The sequence below is a fragment of the Photobacterium swingsii genome (assembly GCF_024346715.1).
GTDB classification, from domain to species: Bacteria; Pseudomonadota; Gammaproteobacteria; order Enterobacterales; family Vibrionaceae; genus Photobacterium; species Photobacterium swingsii.
The window spans coordinates 390,739-405,454 of record NZ_AP024852.1 but is presented as its reverse complement, the minus strand read 5'-3'; the positions used below and the strand labels follow the sequence as shown (position 1 = coordinate 405,454).

Sequence of the window (14,716 nt, the reverse complement as noted above, 5' to 3'; positions counted from 1 at the left end):
GATTACCTGATCAGTGGACATCACGCCAATACTCTTTCTTCAATAGCAGCGTAAGTACAAAGAATATTACGATAAAGCCCATCACCCAAAGGCCAAGGTTCTGGCGTTCAAGTTTCATAGGTTCACCGGCATACTCCAAGAAGTTCACCAAATCACGTACCACTTCGTCGTATTCTTCGGTGTTAAGTTCACCCGTACCATCCGACTTAATGCCTACGTATTCTTGGACTTCTTCACCGTCAACAAGGCGTGTTTCATATACCTTGCTTGGCACACCTTGTAGTTCTTCCAGTACATGGGGCATACCCACGCTAGGGAAAACCACATTATTCACCCCAAACGGACGACTAGGATCTGCATAGAATGAACGTAAGTAAGTGTAGATCCAATCCGTGCCACGTACACGTGACACTAAGGTTAAATCTGGCGCGGGTGCGCCAAATGAATTAGCAGCGTATTCGGTAGGAATCGCATTCACCATTAGATCACCGATCTTAGCATCACGATCAAAGATCATGTTTTCACGCATAATATCGAGCGGAATATCTAAATCCGTTGCAACACGTTCATAGCGTTGGTACTGCGTTGCATGACAACCAAAGCAGTAGTTCATGAACGTCTTCGCGCCACGCTGAAGTGATGCTTTATCCGATAAATCATTATTCGCTGCATCAAGGTGGACATTGCCACCCGCCGCCATAACCATGGTTGGTAACAGAGTCAGCAGCATCACAATCAATTTTTTCATTTGAATGTCACCCTCTCTGGTAGCGGTTTCGTTACTTCGTTCTTACTGTAAACAAACAATAAAATGAAGAACATGAAGTAACCAAAACTAAAGATCTGTGCCATCAAGGTGTACAACGCCGTTGCTGGCAATGCACCTAAAATACCCAAGGCAACAAAACAGATAGTGAACTGAATAATATTGATTAAATGAATTTTGCTACGGTAGCGGTATGAGCGCACTTTACAGCGGTCAAACCATGGCAATAGGAACAACATCACGATAGATGCGCCCATGGCGATAACTCCCAGTAGCTTATCCGGCACCGCCCGCAAAATAGCGTAGAACGGAGTGAAATACCAAACAGGAGCAATATGCTCAGGTGTTTTCAGTGGGTTAGCAGCTTCAAAGTTAGGAGGCTCAAGGAAGTACCCACCCATCTCAGGGTTAAAGAACAGCACATAACTGAAGAAGAACGCAAACACAGCCACCCCGACCAAATCCTTCACCGTACCGTATGGGTGGAACGGAATAGAGTCGATAATGTCGTATTTGCCGCTGTATTGCTTATGGAATGGGAACTGTGTTTTGTACCCTTCACCTTTGCTGCCTTTTGGCAGTTTCGTGTCGATGCCATCTGGGTTATTTGAGCCCACTTCATGCAACGCAAGAACGTGCAAGACGATCAGCAACAGCAACACAATCGGTAGCGCAATCACGTGTAAAGCGAAGAAACGGTTGAGCGTCGCCCCCGAAATCACGTAATCACCACGGATCCACAGTGTTAAGTCATCGCCAATAACAGGAATCGCACCAAACAGTGAAATGATAACCTGCGCGCCCCAGTAAGACATTTGCCCCCAAGGTAATAGGTAGCCCATAAAGGCTTCAGCCATTAGCACCAAGAAGATCAACATACCAAATAGCCACAATAACTCGCGCGGCTTCTGGTAAGAACCATAAATTAAGCCACGGAACATGTGCAGGTAAATCACAATGAAAAATGCTGACGCGCCTGTCGAGTGCATGTAACGCAACAGCCAACCATAGTCGACATCACGCATGATGTATTCAACAGATGCAAACGCACCATCACCCGACGGTACGTAGTTCATGGTTAGCCAAATACCAGTCACGAGTTGGTTAACCAACACCAGCATGGCTAATGACCCAAAGATGTACCAAAAGTTGAAGTTTTTTGGCATTGGGTATTCAGATAAATGCTTTTTGTAAGCATCCATCACGGGTAATCTTTTTTCGACCCAGTCGAGCAAACCACTCATTAGGCAACCTCCCCATCGACACCGACAATAATAGTGTTATCGTCCAAGAACTGATGCGGTGGTACCACAAGGTTAAGCGGTGCTGGTACCCCAGCAAATACACGTCCAGCCATATCGAACTTCGAACCATGACATGGACAGAAAAAGCCTGCCGAGACACCGTTCACTTGCTCGTTAAAGCTATCAGGTAAATAAGTAGGGGAACAGCCAAGGTGGGTACAGATACCTACGGCTAAAAAGATTTCAGGCTTAACTGAACGATATTGATTTTGAGCGTATTCAGGTTGTTGCGGTTCCTCTGAGGAAGGATCACGTAACTGGCCATCATGACCACTCAATTCTTCTAAAACAGCCTCGCTACGACGCACAACCCAAACAGGCTTGCCTCGCCACTCGACACGAACCATTTGGCCATCTTCTAACTTACTGATATCAACTTCAACTGGCGCACCGGCGGCTTTCGCTCGCGCACTCGGGTTCCAAGATTTGATAAAAGGCACGGCGACAGCGACTGCACCCAAGCCTCCAACAACCGAAGTCGTCGCAGTTAGGAAGCGGCGGCGGCCGTTACTTACTGGCGCATTGCTCATCCAACATTCTCCCATGTACTCCCGCTCTGGATTTATTATTATTTCCTTATGCGTCCCTGGAGCTTACGGCTAACTTTTAACAAAATGACACAACAGAGAAACCAAATTATTAATTTTTTACTGTTGTTATTCAGCGGAAATGATAAAGAAAACCCTACTTTTTGACAAGATAAAGCTACTTTTTTGCAACAAATGTGAGAGGTATGTTCTTTTTGTATTAAATCCAAATGAACAAGACGCTAAATGAGTATTTTGTAGGTAATAAGTGAGGAATTTTAGACAAAAAAAAGCCCAACCCGAAGGTTGAGCTTTTTCGTGTACACAGTAACCAGAAATAAATTCTGGCGCGTAATATTAACGCTTAGAGAACTGTGGACGACGACGTGCTTTACGTAGACCAACTTTCTTACGTTCAACACAACGTGCATCACGAGTAACGTAACCCGCAGCGCGTAGAGTTGGACGTAGAGTCTCATCGTACTCCATAAGAGCGCGAGTGATACCGTGACGGATAGCACCAGATTGACCAGTAATACCACCACCCTTAACAGTGATGTATAGGTCAAGCTTGTCTAGCATTTCAACTAGCTCTAGTGGTTGACGAACAACCATACGAGCAGTTTCACGACCGAAGTAAACTTCGATGCTACGCTTGTTGATTACGATGTTGCCAGTACCCGGTTTGATGAAAACGCGAGCAGCTGAGCTTTTGCGACGGCCAGTGCCGTAGTATTGATTCTCTGCCATTGTCATAATCCCCAATTAGATGTCTAGTACTTTAGGCTGCTGTGCAGCGTGGTTGTGCTCAGTACCTGCGTAAACTTTAAGTTTACGGTACATTGCACGGCCTAGAGGACCCTTAGGAAGCATGCCTTTAACAGCAGTTTCGATAACCATTTCTGGTTTTTTATCGATAAGCTTTTCAAAGCTGATTGACTTAAGACCACCAATGAAGCCAGTGTGGCGGTGGTACATTTTGTCAGTCTTCTTAGCGCCAGTTACAGCAACTTTTTCAGCGTTGATAACTACGATGTAGTCACCAGTGTCAACGTGCGGAGTGTATTCCGGCTTGTGCTTACCACGTAGACGAGATGCGATTTCAGTTGCTAGACGACCAAGAGTTTTACCTTCAGCGTCAACAACATACCAGTCACGTTTTACAGTTTCTGGTTTAGCAACGAAAGTTTTCATGCTAATTATTACCCGATATTAAAATTGATTCACTATAGGAGCAGTGATGCTCCCAACTGTACAGAGCCCAGTCATCACCCCTTCGAGTGGTTGGCACTCCCGGCTTAAAGCCGTACAGGTACGGTGGGTCGCAAGATTATAGGGAAGGGTGGAGAAAAAATCACCTTTTTTTCAAAAAAAATTGAGATTTTTTGTTTCTAAAGAAAAAAAGACCCATAACGGTAATATTAGAAGACTTTACTATCAGGTTTTATCCCTTATTTTCCCCTTTCCCTCCCCTCGAAAGTAAGCAAGCAAATAAGACAACATGCGGCTTTTATTCGGTAAATAGCCTAAATGACGAGCTTCTTACCCGTAAAGCAGCGTAAGCCTACTGATTGCTGACTAAACCATCATAAAATAAGCATGACGCTCCTTGCGCCCAAAAACCTTCGAACTCGAAAGACTTTTCATCACGGCTACAGTAAATGCGGCTTGGCTAAATAATCGTGACTTTGCATTTCAACTAGGCGCGAACAACAGCGTTTAAATTCAAATTTAAGCCGCTCACCCACATACAAACGCTCCATTGCAGCTTCGCCTGACATAATTAACTTCACATTTCGCTCATAGAACTCATCAACCATAGCAATAAAGCGTCGTGCTGAATCGCTATCGACGTCCTCCATGACCATCACATCAGACACCAATACAGTGTGATAGACCTGAGCAAGTTCCATATAATCGTTTTGGCTTCGTGCCGATTGGCACAGGGTAGCAAACGTAAAATGCACGATACCATCCGCTTCCTGCTCGGTGGGTAATGGGCGATGATTCACGGTAATCACACGGTTTTGATGGCGAGGTTCGACAGAAAGCTGCTCAAAGTATTGACGAAGATTACGCTCAGCAGCAGTATCAAGCGGGTAGTGATAGATCTCCGCTTGTTCTAAGGTCCGTAAGCGATAATCAACCCCAGAATCAACATTCACGATATGACAATGCTGCTGAATTAATGCGATAGCTGGCAGAAATCGTGCGCGTTGCAAGCCATTACGATACAGCTCATCTGGCGGAATATTGGACGTAGCAACCAAGGTGATTCCACGGGCAAAGAGTGCTTCAAACAAAGTACCAAGCAACATAGCATCGGTAATATCAGACACAAAAAACTCATCAAAACAGATAATATCCGTTTCGATTTTAAAGGTGTCAGCCACCTTTTCCAACGGATCGCTCTGCCCATCAAGTTGCTGTAATTCATGATGAACACGATGCATAAAACGGTGAAAGTGCACCCGCATTTTCCGCTCAGTCGGCAAACACTCATAGAAAGTATCCACCAAATACGTTTTACCGCGCCCGACTCCACCCCAGAAGTACAGCCCCCGTTCAGGTTGGGCTAATGGGGTGTGATCGCGCTTAAATAATCGTCCTAAGAAAGAACTTTTCACTTCGGGTTTAGGGGCCAGCATGCGATGGTACAGACCGTCAAGGTGGGCAACCGCATTGGCCTGAGCCTCGTCGGCAAAGAAGTCTTCCCGTTGTAAGTCACGCTGGTATTGTTCGAGGGGTGTCATCCGTATTGATACCTAAAAGCATTCCATCTTTAACAACGAATAGTATCATGCCCGATTGAGTGCATGTATAGTTAATACACAGGCATCGACCTAGTTTTTAATTCAGTCACAAGGAGTTTTTTTCATGGCTTGGATTTATGCGCTACTTATTTTTGCTGCTGGTGCGATCGTTGGGGTTTTCGCAGCCCGTTTAGGTAACAAAAGCCTAAAACAGCAAAAAGAGCTTCAAAAAGATCTCGATAAATCAAAATACGAATTGGAACAGTACCGCCAAGAGCTAGTTGATCACTTCGCTCGCAGTGCTGACTTGCTTGATAACATAGCGAAAGATTACAGCAAACTTTACGAACATATGGCAAAAACCTCGACAGAGTTAATGCCGAACTTACCAGCGCAAGATAACCCGTTTGCACATCGCATCAGTACATTAGAGTCAGTAAAAAACAACAGTGCTGACGATGTTACCGATCAACCTCGTGATTATGCGAATGGCGCTACAGGCTTACTAAAAGACAAGCCTGAAGAAATCGTTGAAGCGCCCAAAGCAAGCTAAAAAAACACAATAAATAATTAGCACCTAAGTCATAAATCACATCAGTAATTTATCCTTAGGTGCTATTTTTTTGAACTTTCACTCCGAATATCGAGTCATATAATCACTTGTAAAACCGGAGTATTCATAATGAAAAAACCTTTGCTTGTTTTCAGTGCGCTGGCATTAGGTATCAGTTCTATTATTGCCCCTGTTACAGCAACGGCGGCACTACCTCTCTCTGTCAATAATCAACAGGTTCCGAGTCTTGCTCCCATGCTAGAGCAAGTTACCCCTGCCGTTGTCAGTATTGCTATCGAAGGCAAACATGTATCACGACAGCGGGTACCTGAATCATTCCGTTTTTTCTTTGGCCCTGACTTCCCTGCCGAGCAAGTACAAGAACAACCCTTCCGAGGCTTAGGTTCTGGGGTCGTGGTCGATGCCAAGAAAGGCTATGTCGTTACCAACCATCATGTTATCGAAGGTGCCGACAAAATCATGGTGCAACTGGCTGACGGACGTGAAGTCAGTGCCGAGTTGATTGGCAGCGATAAAATGTCGGACATTGCACTACTGAAATTGGAAGATGCCGATAACCTAACTGAAATTAAAATTGCCGATTCAGACAGTTTACGTGTGGGCGATTTTGCCGTGGCGATTGGTAACCCATTTGGCCTAGGTCAAACCGTCACATCGGGCATTATTTCCGCCCTAGGCCGCAGCGGTCTGAATATTGAAAACTTTGAAAACTTCATCCAAACCGATGCTGCCATTAACAGTGGTAACTCAGGCGGTGCCTTGGTCAACCTTAACGGTGAACTAATAGGTATCAATACCGCGATCCTCGGCCCTAACGGTGGCAACGTGGGGATTGGTTTTGCCATTCCTGCCAACATGGTAAAAAACCTCAGCGAGCAAATTCTCGAGTTTGGCGAAGTGAAGCGTGGCGTGTTGGGGGTTCAAGGAGGTGAACTCAACAATGAACTTGCCGAAGCTTTTGGCTACGAAACCAATCACGGTGCATTTGTTAGCCAAGTAATGCCTGACTCAGCGGCGCAGAAAGCCGGTCTCAAAGCCGGAGATATTATTACCTCGATCAATGGTAAGGCGATTCGTACCTTTGGTGAATTACGAGCCAAAATTGCGACACTTGGCGCAGGCAAAACCGTCAAACTGGGTGTAGTGCGCGATGGTAAGAAAAAAGAATTCAACGTCACCTTACAAGAATCAGCCCAGACCAAGGTCAAAGCCGATAACCTACATAAAGGGTTAACCGGAGCGGAATTTGCGAACACCACCAACAGTGATGGCGTGAAAGGTGTCAAAGTCACCAGCCTTGAAGAGCGCTCAATGGCTGCCCGCTATGGATTAGAGAAAGGCGACATCATCATCGGCCTTAATCGTTCACCTATTCGCAATCTGGGTGAACTACGTAAAGCGCTCGACAAACAGCCGAGTGTCTTGGCATTAGAGATCAAACGTGATGACGCAATACTTTACCTTGTGATCCGTTAATCTTACCGCTAAGTGAAATAACCGCTGTCTTTTATTCGCTTGCCACATCGGCAATCCCTATTAAGCGGCAGCGGTTTTTATTTGCGTCCTGTACCAGTACTCGCATCGATCAATACTTGTTGCTAAAGGCTGGAGAGTGCTATCCTCACTGCCATTACTATCAATATGTTAAGTACTGGGAGCTTAGATGCTGGCATTTCTTACTCGCTCGATAGCCCTTGGGGTTATTACAGCCATCGCCTTGCTTGTGGCCATCCCTAGCTTACGTACGCAGATGTTCGCGCCTTCTGTTAGCCTTTCTGACGACAAGCCGATCAATGCCGCCCAGCTTTCGTTTAACTTTGCCGTTCGCCGCGCCTCTCCTGCTGTCGTTAACATTTATAACCGTCGTTATAATGCCGAAGCCCAGCTAAAACTTAGCACTCAAGGTCTAGGTTCTGGCGTGATCATGAGCGATAAAGGCTATATCGTAACTAATTACCATGTGGTTGCAGAAGCCGATCAGGTCATTGTTGCCCTACAAGATGGTCGTCTCTTTACCGCACAACTCATAGGCAAAGACCGTCGTACCGATTTAGCGGTATTAAAAGTACAAGCTGAAAACTTACCTGTCATTCCGACAAACTCAAAATATAACCCTGCCGTTGGTGATGTCGTGCTGGCCATAGGTAACCCCTACAACTTAGGTCAAACGACAACGTACGGTATTATTTCAGCCACAGGGCGCTCAGGCATGAGCTTCTACGGCCGCCAAGATTTTCTACAAACCGATGCCGCAATCAATAATGGTAACTCTGGTGGTGCGTTAGTGAATACCCGCGGTGAGTTAGTCGGCATCAATACGGCCTCATTCCAACAAGCGACCGATATTGAAACCTATGGTATCTCTTTTGCCATTCCGTATGAGCTAACCCATAAGATTATGGATAAACTGATTGCTGATGGTCGTGTTATCCGTGGCTATATCGGCATTGATGGCCGAGAAATTAACCCTGTCATGGCGCGTCTCTACGATGCAGAACAAATTAATGGCGTGATTGTCATGGGAATGGACCCTAACGGCCCTGCTCAGCGCGCGGGCTTTAAGGTGCAAGACATTATCCTAGAAATTAATGATAAGCCTGTGACCGGCAAACGTAATGTTCAAGATATTGTCACGGATTTACGCCCAGGCACGAGCGCAAAGGTCAAAGTGCTGCGTAACGGTGAGCCCGTCTTTATTGATGTCTTAATCGGTGACGACCCAACAGAGTAACTGCACTTACAACGAGCAGTGACAAAAAAGCCTCGCAGTTTAAAGTGCGAGGCTTTTTAGTCAGAAACTCAGGATAAATTAACCATCGATACGTTCGATGTTCATCCCTAACCCACTGAATTTCTCTTCAATGTGCTCATAACCACGGTCAATGTGGTAAATACGATCAACAATCGTCTCACCTTCCGCGATACTCCCCGCGATCACAAGGCTTGCTGATGCACGTAAATCCGTTGCCATCACTTGTGCACCGCTTAAGCCATCGGTATCACCGCAAATAACCGTATTACCTTCGATCTCTGCGTGTGCGCCCATACGAATCAATTCAGGGATGTGCATGAAACGGTTTTCAAAAATCGTTTCCGTGATAATACCTGTGCCCTTAGCCACCAAGTTTAACAGTGAGAATTGCGCCTGCATGTCGGTTGGGAAACCCGGGTGTGGTGTAGTGCGAATATTCACCGCTTTTAATTCGCGGTCTGTCATATCCAAGCTGATCCAGTCTTCACCAGTTTCAACCAAGGCACCCGCTTCTTCAAGTTTCGCTAACGCCGCTTCCATCAAAGATGGACGCGTGTTACGACATAGGATCTTACCACCCGATACCGCAGCCGCTACCAAGAAGGTACCGGTTTCAATACGATCAGGTACCACACGGTGGTAACCACCACCTAAACGCTCAACACCTTCAATCGTGATAGTGTCAGTACCTGCACCTGTTACTTTCGCACCTAACGCATTCAAGAAATCAGCCGTATCGACAATCTCTGGCTCACGTGCTGCGTTCTCAATAACCGTTGTACCTTCAGCAAGGGTGGCCGCCGACATAATCGTCACTGTAGCGCCAACACTGACTTTATCCATCACGATATGAGCACCTTTCAGGCGACCATCAACGCTGGCTTTAACGTACCCTTCTTCAAGCGTAATGCTTGCACCCAGCTGCTCAAGACCACTGATATGAAGATCAACCGGACGAGCACCAATTGCACAACCACCTGGCAGTGAGACTTGGCCTTGACCAAAGCGTGCCACCAATGGACCTAACGCCCAGATCGAAGCGCGCATGGTTTTCACTAAATCATACGGCGCACAAAACTCGTTCACGCCACTAGCATCCACATGAACCGAGCCATTACGTGATACTTTAGCGCCTAAACGGCTCAGTAATTCCATTGTCGTGTCGATATCGCGCAGTTTAGGCACGTTCGCTACTTCAACAGGGCCTTCTGCTAATAGTGCAGAAAACAAAATCGGCAATGCTGCATTCTTAGCACCAGAAATGGAGACTTCGCCACTTAATGGGCCACCGCCCTGGATTCGAAACTTCTGCATCATAACCTCTTAAAGTGACATCAGTTTTTTGTCACGCGCCCATTCTTCAGGCGTGAATGTTTTAATGCTTAACGCATGAATTTCGTTAGCTGAAATCTGAGCCATTAGTGGCGCATAGATTGACTGCTGTTTTTTCACACGATTCATACCTTCGAACATTGCGCCAACAGCAATCACTTCGTAGTGACTACCGTCGCCTTTGACGATGACTTCATCAAGTTCTAAGGCATTTTCAAGAAGTTGTTTAATTTCAGAGATTTCCACAAGCTATCCTCTTTGCTGCTCAGGCGATATTGGCAGCGAATAATGAATCCACATGGCTTAGGCGAAGCAAGGTGCTAAGTTGTTCCGGCATCTTACATAGCGTCAATTGACCGCCAGATTGTTCGATGTGCTGGCATAGATGCAACAGCATCACCATACCGGCAGAATCAACTCGCTCTAGTGCTGACAAATCAAGTGTTACTGCTTTTTGCTGAGGCAGCCACTCTTCTCTTTGTCGCCAAAATGCCGAGACTGTGTCACGTTCTAAGCGACCTGACAAGCAATAATGACCATCAGCGATCATTTGCCATTTTACTTCAGTATGGGCACTCGACATGGCCATTACTTATCGGTTTCGCGGCGAATTGGCTTCGCTGCTAATGTTTTCAGCGTGTTAGTAACCGCTTCCACACCTTCGGTGCGTAATTGGCCACTCCACTCACTTTGTTTGGTCGAGATCATACTGACACCTTCGGCCACCATGTCGTAACCTTGCCATTCGTTGGTTTTCTTATTTTTACGCAATTTGAAATCCAAACGGATGGGTGGGCGTTGCTTATCAATAATGTCCACACGTACCGACACAATAGTACGATCTGCGGGTACCGTTTTAGCCGGTTCAATTTGAATTTTTTGATCTGTGTATTGCGTTAGTACTTGCGCATAAGACGCGACTAAGTAATCCGTAAAAGCATCTACGAACGCATTGCGTTGCTCTTTGGTCGTTTTCTTTAGCTGAGGTCCCAGCACTTTATAGGCAGCATAACGGCTATTAACATACGGTAAGAGCTCTTGCTGCACAACGACACGTAAATGCTCAGGGTTTTGAGTGATCTTGGATTGTTCCGCTTTCAAACGATCAAACATGGTTGTCGAAACCACTGCCATCATTTTATAGGGGTCGGTTTTATCAACCACAGGGGCAGCAATTGCACTGGTTAGCGTTAGTAATACACCTAACGCACTGATCACTAAAGATCGCATCATTATTAGTTTCTCCTTAGGCCTAGGTCGTTTCGGTATTTATTACTTTTCATCACCGCCGATGCTATATAGCACCTGTCCGATCATATCTTCTAATACTAGTGCGGATTTTGTGTCTTCTATCAAATCACCATTACCTAGCATTTCAATATCGTCATCAACAAAGCCTGGGCTAATCCCCACATACTGCTCACCCAATAATCCCGACGTTAAAATAGCCGCCGAACTGGTTTCTGGGAAATAACCAAATTGCTTATCAATCGACAATACGACAGTCGGAATATAGCTTTCACTGTCTAACGTAATACTGCTCACTTGGCCCACAGTCACGCCACCCACTTTTATTGGAGAACGGACTTTTAAACCACCGATATTATCGAAATGCGCACTCAAGGTGTAAGTGTCTCGGCTACCAATGTTCTTTACATCCGCGACCTGAAAGACAAGGATGAGCAGCGCAATAATGCCTGCCAATACAAAAGAGCCTACCCATAATTCTGTTTTTTTTGTCTGCTGCATCTGTTAATTCCCAAACATAAGCGCGGTCAGTACAAAGTCTAGCCCTAATACCGCCAGTGATGAATTCACTACAGTACGTGTAGTGGCTTGACTAATGCCTTCTGAAGTAGGTACGGCATCGTACCCGTTAAATACGGCAATCCAAGTGACAGTCATGGCAAAAAAGACTGACTTGATAATGCTATTGCCAATGTCGTAACCCAGCTCAACGGATGACTGCATCACAGACCAAAAACTGCCATAGTCGATCCCTTTCCAGTCCACGCCAACAAGTTGCCCGCCCCAAATACCAATAGCAGCAAACATCATGGCGAGTAACGGCATAGAAATAACACCCGCCCAAAAGCGTGGCGCAATCACACGACGAAGTGGATCGACCGCCATCATCTCCATGCTAGAAAGTTGCTCTGTGGTCTTCATCAAGCCAATCTCGGCCGTTAATGCCGAGCCTGCTCGACCTGCAAACAAGAGCGCCGTTACCACAGGCCCTAGTTCACGCAATAACGACAAGGCCACCATTTGCCCCAAGCTGGTTTCTGCGCCAAAGTCCACCAGCACGATATAGCCTTGCAAACTCAAGACCATGCCAATAAATAACCCGGAGACCAGAATGATAGCAATCGAGCGCACCCCTACCGAATACAACTGAGCTAACAGCAAGGGCCACATTTTTCTTGGCTGTGGTTTGCAACATATCGCACCAAACAGCATTAAGCTTGCTCGCCCAACGGCAGAACACTTATCTAAGGTGAATCGTCCAAGACGGCGAATCCATTCCATGTTTAATACTGCCTAGGATTGTGAAGAAAAAAGATCATCAGCCAAGGGCTGAGCTGGGTACTGGAATGGCACTGGGCCATCAGCATCCCCATCAAGAAACTGGCGGATCTGCGGATCTGGGTTCGCCCGTAATTCACTCGGGCTACCACTGCCTATAATTTTTCCACCAGAGAGCAGATAGACTTTATCGGCAATACTCATCACTTCGGGCACATCGTGCGACACAATAACTGCCGTTACCCCTAGTGCCTGATTCATGTCACGGATTAGTTTAACCAACACCCCCATAGTGATCGGGTCTTGGCCAACAAAAGGTTCATCGTACATGATGAGCTCTGGATCTAACGCAATCGCACGCGCTAACGCTGCACGTCTCGCCATACCTCCTGACAACTCATTGGGCATCAATTGGGCTGCACCGCGTAAACCAACAGCTTCCAATTTCAGCAACACCAACGTCCGTAATAGATCATCGGGTAAATCGGTATGTTCACGCAGCGGAAAGGCAATGTTGTCGAATACCGTCATATCGGTAAACAAAGCGCCAGATTGAAATAACATACTCATACGCTTACGCACTTGATAAAGCTGTTTACGATTGAGTGTCGGAATGTTGTGACCGTCAAACCACACGTCGCCGCTATCCGGTGCCAGTTGCCCGCCAATTAAGCGCAATAAGGTTGTTTTGCCAATTCCAGATGGCCCCATGATGGCAGTGATCTTCCCTTTCGGTACATCAATACTGACATCATCGAAAATTCGACGCTCACCACGCATGAAGGTCATGTTGTTAATTGTCACAAGTGAGTTAGTCGGCTCCATAACATTCCTGTTGATCATTTCAATTCACACTAGCTGCTCTATGATGCCGTTTCATTACTTTAACAATAAGTAACAAAATAAGATAAGCGACAGATAATAATAAAGATAATACATGCAACTCAAGAAAATAACTGTCAGTTTCCCGTTATTTCCTCGTAAAGCTGGGGTCAGAACTATTGATGCAGGCTAAGATTGTTAACAATCGTGCCTTTTCGGTTGATTCCATCATCATGGCTATCACGTGGATTTTCCTCTCATTCGCACCATGCTTTATACAATCACATTAAATTCGATGTGTTTATCCTTCCCTTTTGAGTTGCTAAACGTCAAAATTGTCCTCTTAACTAATGCTCACACTCAATTTGAATTAGAAAGGGATAACAATGCTTGAAGCCATTGTCTTACTTTGTATCGGTTTAACTCTTCTGGTATGGAGTGCTGACCGCCTTGTTTTTGGTGCTGCGGCACTGGCTAAAAACTTTGGCGTTGCACCACTTATCATAGGTATGACCATCCTTGCTATGGGATCGTCAGCCCCTGAAATGATGGTGTCAGCCACAGCCGCACTCGCTGGAAAAACAGATACTGCGGTAGGTAACGTCTTGGGTTCAAACATTGCCAACATCGCCCTTATCATTGGCTTAACTGCCATCATCAAACCTTTGGGTATTAGCTCTGGCATTATTCGCCGAGAACTTCCCCTAATGCTTGGGGTTACACTTGTGGCGGGCGCATTACTGTGGGACAGCCACTTGGGCTTCCATGAAGGTGTCCTACTGGTTATCTTGTTTGGCCTATTCTTATTCGCCATGTTTAAGATCAGCCAAAAAGCCAAAGCTGAAGGTGACGTATTGGCTGACGAGCAAGAATCAGAAATCCCAGATGGCGTGAGCAATGCAGCGGCTGGCGTTTGGATTGTGATCGGCCTAGTGTTGCTATTGTATTCTTCAGATATGGTGGTTGAATCTGCCGTTATCATCGCCAAATATTTTGGCATGAGCGATCTGGTGATCGGCTTAACCATTATCGCCATTGGTACCAGCTTACCTGAACTGGCCGCTTCTATCGCCAGCATCTTCAAAGGTGAAGATGACATGGCTGTCGGTAATATCATCGGCTCTAACGTTTTCAATATTCTTGCTGTGATGGGGATCCCTGGCTTACTGAACCCATCAGTACTCAGCCCACTGGCGATGGGACGAGACTTCTACGTCATGCTGGCCGTTTCCGTCTTACTGATGCTAATGGCACTTGGAAAGCGTCGTCGAATCAATCGTGTAGAGGGTGGTATACTTCTTAGCTGCTTTATCGCCTATCAAGCATATCTGTTTTATAATGTTGCAGGTTAACGGAGAGT

17 protein-coding genes are annotated in these 14,716 nt (G+C 46.0%); 4 read left to right on the top strand and 13 right to left on the bottom strand.

Annotation, left to right across the window (positions count from 1 at the left end; genetic code table 11):
- Positions 1-10 precede the first annotated feature (10 nt).
- The 6 genes from OCU77_RS01945 to zapE form a co-directional block, all read right to left on the bottom strand.
- On the bottom strand, positions 11-748 hold the full coding sequence (locus OCU77_RS01945; RefSeq protein WP_048899226.1) for a cytochrome c1: 738 nt from the start codon (positions 746-748) through the stop codon (positions 11-13).
- Positions 745-2,010: a cytochrome b gene (locus tag OCU77_RS01940; protein ID WP_107303000.1), complete on the bottom strand. Its 1,266-nt coding sequence runs from the start codon at positions 2,008-2,010 to the stop codon at positions 745-747. The genes OCU77_RS01945 and OCU77_RS01940 overlap by 4 nt, the downstream gene beginning before the upstream one ends.
- On the bottom strand, positions 2,010-2,600 hold the full coding sequence (petA, locus tag OCU77_RS01935) for a ubiquinol-cytochrome c reductase iron-sulfur subunit (RefSeq protein WP_048899225.1): 591 nt from the start codon (positions 2,598-2,600) through the stop codon (positions 2,010-2,012). The genes OCU77_RS01940 and petA overlap by 1 nt, the downstream gene beginning before the upstream one ends.
- A gap of 354 nt (positions 2,601-2,954) precedes the next feature.
- Complete coding sequence (gene rpsI, locus OCU77_RS01930; protein WP_048899224.1) at positions 2,955-3,347, bottom strand: 30S ribosomal protein S9; 393 nt, start codon at positions 3,345-3,347, stop codon at positions 2,955-2,957.
- A 15-nt stretch (positions 3,348-3,362) separates the two neighbouring features.
- Complete coding sequence (rplM, locus tag OCU77_RS01925; protein ID WP_048899223.1) at positions 3,363-3,791, bottom strand: 50S ribosomal protein L13; 429 nt, start codon at positions 3,789-3,791, stop codon at positions 3,363-3,365.
- 458 nt (positions 3,792-4,249) lie between these two features.
- Positions 4,250-5,350 (bottom strand): cell division protein ZapE, encoded by a 1,101-nt coding sequence (gene zapE, locus OCU77_RS01920; protein WP_048899222.1) that lies wholly within the window; start codon positions 5,348-5,350, stop codon positions 4,250-4,252.
- A 124-nt stretch (positions 5,351-5,474) separates the two neighbouring features.
- Here zapE and zapG point away from each other — a divergent pair, with 124 nt between their 5' ends.
- The 3 genes from zapG (at position 5,475) to degS (ending at position 8,655) form a co-directional block, all read left to right on the top strand.
- Positions 5,475-5,903, top strand: a complete 429-nt coding sequence (gene zapG, locus OCU77_RS01915) for a Z-ring associated protein ZapG (protein ID WP_048899221.1) — start codon at positions 5,475-5,477, stop codon at positions 5,901-5,903.
- Positions 5,904-6,032: 129 nt separating this feature from the next.
- Positions 6,033-7,400, top strand: coding sequence for a Do family serine endopeptidase (locus OCU77_RS01910; protein WP_107303001.1), 1,368 nt, complete (start codon positions 6,033-6,035; stop codon positions 7,398-7,400).
- Between the two features lie 187 nt (positions 7,401-7,587).
- Positions 7,588-8,655: an outer membrane-stress sensor serine endopeptidase DegS gene (gene degS, locus OCU77_RS01905; protein WP_048899219.1), complete on the top strand. Its 1,068-nt coding sequence runs from the start codon at positions 7,588-7,590 to the stop codon at positions 8,653-8,655.
- A gap of 78 nt (positions 8,656-8,733) precedes the next feature.
- Here the strand turns inward: degS and murA are convergent, their stop codons facing one another.
- The 7 genes from murA to mlaF are packed head-to-tail and all read right to left on the bottom strand — an operon-like array spanning position 8,734 to position 13,359.
- Positions 8,734-9,990, bottom strand: coding sequence for a UDP-N-acetylglucosamine 1-carboxyvinyltransferase (gene murA / locus OCU77_RS01900; RefSeq protein ID WP_048899218.1), 1,257 nt, complete (start codon positions 9,988-9,990; stop codon positions 8,734-8,736).
- A 9-nt stretch (positions 9,991-9,999) separates the two neighbouring features.
- Entirely contained in the window at positions 10,000-10,254 is a 255-nt protein-coding gene (locus tag OCU77_RS01895; protein WP_048899217.1) for a BolA family protein, read from the bottom strand.
- Positions 10,255-10,273: 19 nt separating this feature from the next.
- A complete protein-coding gene (locus OCU77_RS01890; protein ID WP_048899280.1) occupies positions 10,274-10,591 on the bottom strand; it encodes an STAS domain-containing protein in 318 nt (105 codons plus the stop codon).
- Positions 10,592-10,596: 5 nt separating this feature from the next.
- A complete protein-coding gene (gene mlaC / locus OCU77_RS01885; RefSeq protein WP_048899279.1) occupies positions 10,597-11,238 on the bottom strand; it encodes a phospholipid-binding protein MlaC in 642 nt (213 codons plus the stop codon).
- 42 nt (positions 11,239-11,280) lie between these two features.
- Positions 11,281-11,757, bottom strand: a complete 477-nt coding sequence (gene mlaD, locus OCU77_RS01880) for an outer membrane lipid asymmetry maintenance protein MlaD (protein WP_048899216.1) — start codon at positions 11,755-11,757, stop codon at positions 11,281-11,283.
- A 3-nt stretch (positions 11,758-11,760) separates the two neighbouring features.
- Positions 11,761-12,537, bottom strand: a complete 777-nt coding sequence (gene mlaE, locus OCU77_RS01875) for a lipid asymmetry maintenance ABC transporter permease subunit MlaE (protein WP_048899215.1) — start codon at positions 12,535-12,537, stop codon at positions 11,761-11,763.
- Positions 12,538-12,549: 12 nt separating this feature from the next.
- Positions 12,550-13,359 carry a phospholipid ABC transporter ATP-binding protein MlaF gene (mlaF, locus tag OCU77_RS01870; RefSeq protein WP_048899214.1) on the bottom strand — a complete coding sequence of 270 codons (810 nt, stop codon included), beginning with the start codon at positions 13,357-13,359 and terminating at the stop codon, positions 12,550-12,552.
- Between the two features lie 383 nt (positions 13,360-13,742).
- On the opposite strand from mlaF, the gene OCU77_RS01865 reads away from it, so the two are divergent.
- Positions 13,743-14,708: a calcium/sodium antiporter gene (locus tag OCU77_RS01865; protein ID WP_107303002.1), complete on the top strand. Its 966-nt coding sequence runs from the start codon at positions 13,743-13,745 to the stop codon at positions 14,706-14,708.
- Positions 14,709-14,716: the final 8 nt, after the last annotated feature.

Bases quoted from the DNA above. Each gene is read 5' to 3' on its own strand.
- rplM (WP_048899223.1), bottom strand. From the start codon at position 3,791: ATGAAAACTTTCGTTGCTAAACCAGAAACTGTAAAACGTGACTGGTAT.
- zapG (WP_048899221.1), top strand. From the start codon at position 5,475: ATGGCTTGGATTTATGCGCTACTTATTTTTGCTGCTGGTGCGATCGTT.
- zapE (WP_048899222.1), bottom strand. From the start codon at position 5,350: ATGACACCCCTCGAACAATACCAGCGTGACTTACAACGGGAAGACTTC.
- rpsI (WP_048899224.1), bottom strand. From the start codon at position 3,347: ATGGCAGAGAATCAATACTACGGCACTGGCCGTCGCAAAAGCTCAGCT.
- mlaC (WP_048899279.1), bottom strand. From the start codon at position 11,238: ATGCGATCTTTAGTGATCAGTGCGTTAGGTGTATTACTAACGCTAACC.
- OCU77_RS01865 (WP_107303002.1), top strand. From the start codon at position 13,743: ATGCTTGAAGCCATTGTCTTACTTTGTATCGGTTTAACTCTTCTGGTA.
- murA (WP_048899218.1), bottom strand. From the start codon at position 9,990: ATGCAGAAGTTTCGAATCCAGGGCGGTGGCCCATTAAGTGGCGAAGTC.
- OCU77_RS01910 (WP_107303001.1), top strand. From the start codon at position 6,033: ATGAAAAAACCTTTGCTTGTTTTCAGTGCGCTGGCATTAGGTATCAGT.
- mlaF (WP_048899214.1), bottom strand. From the start codon at position 13,359: ATGGAGCCGACTAACTCACTTGTGACAATTAACAACATGACCTTCATG.
- OCU77_RS01945 (WP_048899226.1), bottom strand. From the start codon at position 748: ATGAAAAAATTGATTGTGATGCTGCTGACTCTGTTACCAACCATGGTT.
- OCU77_RS01890 (WP_048899280.1), bottom strand. From the start codon at position 10,591: ATGTCGAGTGCCCATACTGAAGTAAAATGGCAAATGATCGCTGATGGT.
- mlaE (WP_048899215.1), bottom strand. From the start codon at position 12,537: ATGGAATGGATTCGCCGTCTTGGACGATTCACCTTAGATAAGTGTTCT.
- petA (WP_048899225.1), bottom strand. From the start codon at position 2,600: ATGAGCAATGCGCCAGTAAGTAACGGCCGCCGCCGCTTCCTAACTGCG.
- mlaD (WP_048899216.1), bottom strand. From the start codon at position 11,757: ATGCAGCAGACAAAAAAAACAGAATTATGGGTAGGCTCTTTTGTATTG.
- degS (WP_048899219.1), top strand. From the start codon at position 7,588: ATGCTGGCATTTCTTACTCGCTCGATAGCCCTTGGGGTTATTACAGCC.
- OCU77_RS01940 (WP_107303000.1), bottom strand. From the start codon at position 2,010: ATGAGTGGTTTGCTCGACTGGGTCGAAAAAAGATTACCCGTGATGGAT.